This window comes from Streptomyces sp. C, assembly GCF_000158895.1.
GTDB lineage: Bacteria > Actinomycetota > Actinomycetes > Streptomycetales > Streptomycetaceae > Streptomyces > Streptomyces racemochromogenes.
The window spans coordinates 4,943,206-4,947,567 of record NZ_GG657750.1; the positions used below are offsets into that span (position 1 = coordinate 4,943,206).

Below are 4,362 nucleotides of genomic sequence, written 5' to 3' on the forward strand. Positions count from 1 at the left end.
GGACGGACGATCCTTGGAGGAGCGGGCGCCTCAGCGATGAGACGAGGGGCCGGGGGCCGGCCGGCCGGGCATCCGGGCCCTCAAGAGGCGGGTTTCCGGTGCCGGGGCGCGACTACCCGCGCGAGAAGGCGAACAGACCGCCCTGCGGAACCCCCAGACGCGACAGATCGCTACGCGCTCCTCTCGTCTCAGCGTCCGACGCCCGTCCTGGGCTGATACCCGCACGAGAGGGCGAACAGGGCAGCCACAGGAGCCGGTGGGCGCGACGGATCGCTACGCGCTTCTCTGATCTCGGCGGCCGGCCGTCGGCTGGGGCTGATGTCCGAAGCCCTCCGGGGCGGTGAGGACGACCGTGCGGCCGTCGGGGTCGGTCAGGGTGCGGGGGGAGTCGCCTGTCAGGCCGAGGCGGAGGTAGCCCGTCTCGGGGCGGCGGGTCGCGGGGTAGAGCTCCAGGACGGTGCCGTCGGCGAGGGTCGCGGCGTAGTGGTCCGGGCCGTTGCCGTGGCGCTCCGGGACGAGGTCGAGGCCGAGGCCGGCGTAGAAGTCGCGGCACTCGTCCAGGCGGTTCGTGTAGATGACCAGGAGATCGATGGTCATGCGGGGATCTTCTTCCGTTCGAGGATGGCCGTGAAGCCCTGGAGGCCCAGGTCGACGCATCCGAGGGCTGCCGACACGAGGTAGAGCGTGCGGTGTTCGGGCTGTGAGGTCGCCAGCGTGACCGTGATTACGAGGCTCGCGACGGTGAACAGCGGGCGTAGGAAGGGGTTGCGGGCGAGGAACTCGAACATCTGTCATCCCTCCGTCGGGCGGGGCATCCCCCAACTCGGTTTGAACGCCGGGGTGATGCGGCACCCTCTGGTATCCCGCTCAAGGTATACATACCATCGGGGGTATGCCAAGGAAGAATGAGTCCGACGAGCTCGAAGAGCGGGACCTCGCCTACCGGATCGCCCAGGCGGTGTACGACCGGCGGATGGAACTGGGCTGGTCGCAGCGCCAGTTGGCGGAAGCGGCCGGGATGCGGCAGCCGCACGTGTCGCGGCTGGAGGCGGCCAGGAGCCTGCCGAGCCTCGACGTCCTGCACCGGGTCGCGGAGGCGATGGGCACCGACCTCATGGTGTGCTTCGTCCCGCGCGAGGCCGCGAAGGCTGCGGAGGTGGTCGCCCGATGAGACTGCCGCACCGCCACTCCGGGTACGCGCTGGAGGCGGTCTCGGCCGCCGTCGTGATCGCCGCCCTCGTGGTCACCCGTGGAGCGGGGCCGGTGGGACTGGTCGTCTACGCGGTCGGCCAGCTCCTGATGATCGTCCCCGGCGCGATGCAGATCCGGCACCACTTCGCGCCGCCCTGCGCGGAGTGCGTCAAGGTACTGCCGCTCAACCCGGCGGAGTCCGCGCGGGAACCCGGAAGGGCGCGCCGGGCGCTGTGGGCGTCGCACGCCTTCTTCGGCTCCGTCCCGCGGTTCGGCCTGGTCCTGCTCACGAACGCCTCCCTCGCGGTCCTGGGCTGCGCGCCGCTCTACCACCTGCTGGGGATGGAGGGGGCGCAGCGGAGGGCGTACCTCTTCCTCATCGCCGGGATCGTCCTCACCGTGGCCACCACGTGGACGACCCGTACGCACAACCGCCTGGCGCCGTGGTGCCCGTACTGCGACGACGGGGACGAGGAGGAGCCTGCCATGGACCCTACTGACGGACGGGGTCAACCGGCGCCTGCATGAGCGCGTCGAGTCCGGCCAGGGCTCCTGTGAGCCTCTCAACAGGGGGAGTGGAACAGCTCCCCGACGGCCTCACCGTCGCCGACCAGCCGGTTGTACAGCGCGACGGCGGCCGTGGTCTCGCATGACCAGGCGAAGGGAATGGTCAGAGGAACGCGGCCGCCGCCGGCAACTCAGTCGCGTGCCTTCTCGATGGCCTCGAAGATGTCCGCGTCGGTCTCCTGCTGCCACGCGGGAAGGTCCGGCCAGTCGGCCACGTAGCCCGGCTCCGGGTTCTCGAAGTGCTTGAACATCTGCGCCGTCCAACAGGTCGCGACGAACCGGCTCTTCTGCTCCCGGGAGAGCCGTGCGGTGGTGGCGTCGCTGATCTCGACGAAGTGGCGTACCTGCGCGTACACGGCCCCGGCGGCCTCACGTTCCCACTGCGGTGTCTCGTCCCACGGAGTCACATAACCAGCCTTCGGCTCACCCGGGAAGTGCTGCCGCACCCCCGCGATCCATGCCTCGCGGAACAGTCGTGCGCCTTCGGTCTGCGACATGCGAATCCCTCTCGTCGGCCCGCCAGAGCGTAGCGTCCGCCCGGCGGAAACTGCGGTGCTCCCGGAACCGCAAGGCGTACTTTGGCCGTATGGCTGCTGAGCACTTGGGTGACCGTCTGAGTCGTCTTCGCCGCTTCGCCGACCTGACTCAAGAGGGTCTGGCGGAGCGGTCCGGTGTGTCCGTCGACGTGGTGCGCAAGTTGGAGCAGAGGCGCAAGCACAGCGCCAGACTGCCCACGCTGCACGCACTGTCCAAGGGGCTGGGCGTCGAGCTGACGAGCCTGCTGGGCGATCCGCCCGGGGTGCCCTCGAACGGTGAGGCGGACTCCCCGGCGCTCGTGGCCGTGCGGCGGGCCATAATGCCGCCGCTGTTCGCCCCGCCCGTGGAGCCGACGGGTGCGGAGCGGTTGTCCCTCCCGCTCCTGCGGTCGGAGTTGGCGGCTGGATGGACCCTCTACCACTCGGCGGACTTCGGTCGCCTCATGGAGGTGCTGCCGGGCATCATCGCCGATGCCAGACTCCTCGCCGCCGTGGGGAACGCGGACCAGCGGGCGGCCGGTCAAGCGGCTCTCGGCAAGGCACTGCAACTCGGCGGGCACCTGGCCATCCGCCTGGGCAAGACGGACCTCGCCCTCTCGGCGCTGGAGCGGGCCTACGCCGCAGCCGGGGACTCATCGGACCCCTTGCTCGCTCCGATGCTGTCGAACTCCGTGGCATGGGCCTACCAGAGGCAGGCCAGGCTGGACGACGCACGCAATCTGGCCGTGCACGCGGCGGACGCGGTGGAACGCGAACACACCGCCACATCAGAGGGAGTTCGAGTCTGGGGCGGACTGCTGATGTCCGCAGCCACGTCGTACGCCCGCAGCGACGACTACGCGACGGCCAACGACATGATGGTGACCGCCGAGAGGGCGGCGGGCCGACTGGCCACCCTGCCTCCGCCGGCCGACGGCAAACTCGTCTCGGTGTTCAGCCGCTCGTCGGTGCGCATCGAGCGGGTCCGCCTCGCGGTCCAGCACGACCGCCCGGAGGAGGCCCTGACGCTGGCCAGGGGGATAAGGCTCAGCAAGGACACCCCTCCTTCGTGGCGGACGTGGCTGCTCCTGGACCTGGCGCGCGCTCATGCGGACCTGGGCGATACCACCGGCGCACTGAAGGCCCTCGAAAGGCTGCGGAGGGTCGCACCGGGGTGGATGCGGCACCACACCCTGGCCGTGGCGATCGTCACCGACCTGTGGGCCGGACCGCACCATCCGCCGGGCCTGCGACAGCTGAAGGACTTCCTCGGCATCGCCAACTAAGCGCGGGAAAGTGGGATGTTGCGTCCCTGTGGTCCTTCGTCGGCCGACGAGAAGATCGAACCGTCCGGCAGACGACGCGAGGGATACATGACCACAGCCACGCACGAACAGGCGACCCATCCGCTCGACCCCGACAATCCGTGGTCGCGGGCACAAACGACAAGCAGCCCCAGCGCCGAGCTCCTGGACCGTGCCCACGCCGGCTGGGAGCGCTTCCTCGTCACCTTCGAGGGGGCGCCCGATGAGTGAGTGCTACGAGTACGTCCCCCACCGCCTCCTGCGCCGCCGCGTCCGTGACATCGCCTCCGGTGTCGAGGGCGTGCTCATGGCCGTGATCAACGAGAACGTCTCCGACACCGGCATCGAACGCTGGATGGAACTGGCCTACATCCGTGGTGCCTGCGGCCGCGAGTTCACCGCCGCCGTCACCAACGTCAAACCCGCCCCGGACCAGCCCAAGACGGCGGCCGGACGCCGAGATCAGAGAAGCGCGTAGCGATCCGTCGCGCCCACCGGCTCCTGTGGCTGCTCTGTTCGCCTTCTCGTGCGGGTATCGGCCCAGGGCGGTCGTCGGACGCTGAGACGAGAGGAGCGCGTAGCGATCTGTCGCGTCTGGGGGTTCCGCAGGGCGGTCTGTTCGCCTTCTCGTGCGGGTAGTCGCGCCCCGGCTCCGGATCTCGACTCTTGGGGGCCCGGATGCCCGGCGGGCCGGCCCCCGGCCCCTCCCGCATCGCTGAGAGACCCGCCCCTTCACCATGGACCGTGCCGTTTCTTTGGGGGTTTCCCGGCAGTCTTTCGGCTTT

Annotated in this window: 8 protein-coding genes; 5 read left to right on the plus strand and 3 right to left on the minus strand. The window is 69.9% G+C overall.

Annotated features, from left to right (window positions below):
- Nucleotides 1-273 precede the first annotated feature (273 nt).
- Both SSNG_RS22410 and SSNG_RS22415 read right to left on the minus strand, forming a co-directional pair.
- Nucleotides 274-597: a hypothetical protein gene (locus SSNG_RS22410; RefSeq protein ID WP_063749901.1), complete on the minus strand. Its 324-nt coding sequence runs from the start codon at nt 595-597 to the stop codon at nt 274-276.
- Nucleotides 594-788, minus strand: a complete 195-nt coding sequence (locus tag SSNG_RS22415) for a hypothetical protein (protein WP_042801666.1) — start codon at nt 786-788, stop codon at nt 594-596. The genes SSNG_RS22410 and SSNG_RS22415 overlap by 4 nt, the downstream gene beginning before the upstream one ends.
- 104 nt (nt 789-892) lie before the next feature.
- On the opposite strand from SSNG_RS22415, the gene SSNG_RS22420 reads away from it, so the two are divergent.
- Complete coding sequence (locus SSNG_RS22420; protein WP_007266178.1) at nt 893-1,171, plus strand: helix-turn-helix transcriptional regulator; 279 nt, start codon at nt 893-895, stop codon at nt 1,169-1,171.
- On the plus strand, nt 1,168-1,719 hold the full coding sequence (locus SSNG_RS22425; RefSeq protein ID WP_042801668.1) for a hypothetical protein: 552 nt from the start codon (nt 1,168-1,170) through the stop codon (nt 1,717-1,719). The genes SSNG_RS22420 and SSNG_RS22425 overlap by 4 nt, the downstream gene beginning before the upstream one ends.
- A gap of 170 nt (nt 1,720-1,889) precedes the next feature.
- Here SSNG_RS22425 and SSNG_RS22430 read toward each other — a convergent pair whose 3' ends face one another.
- Nucleotides 1,890-2,255 (minus strand): hypothetical protein, encoded by a 366-nt coding sequence (locus tag SSNG_RS22430; protein ID WP_007266180.1) that lies wholly within the window; start codon nt 2,253-2,255, stop codon nt 1,890-1,892.
- 89 nt (nt 2,256-2,344) lie between these two features.
- On the opposite strand from SSNG_RS22430, the gene SSNG_RS22435 reads away from it, so the two are divergent.
- The 3 genes from SSNG_RS22435 to SSNG_RS22440 all read left to right on the plus strand — a co-directional run bounded on the left by SSNG_RS22435 (nt 2,345) and on the right by SSNG_RS22440 (nt 4,055).
- A complete protein-coding gene (locus SSNG_RS22435; protein WP_007266181.1) occupies nt 2,345-3,559 on the plus strand; it encodes a helix-turn-helix transcriptional regulator in 1,215 nt (404 codons plus the stop codon).
- An 87-nt stretch (nt 3,560-3,646) separates the two neighbouring features.
- On the plus strand, nt 3,647-3,808 hold the full coding sequence (locus SSNG_RS42275) for a hypothetical protein (RefSeq protein WP_165365022.1): 162 nt from the start codon (nt 3,647-3,649) through the stop codon (nt 3,806-3,808).
- Entirely contained in the window at nt 3,801-4,055 is a 255-nt protein-coding gene (locus SSNG_RS22440) for a hypothetical protein (RefSeq protein WP_042801669.1), read from the plus strand. The genes SSNG_RS42275 and SSNG_RS22440 overlap by 8 nt, the downstream gene beginning before the upstream one ends.
- The last annotated feature ends 307 nt before the right edge of the window (nt 4,056-4,362 follow it).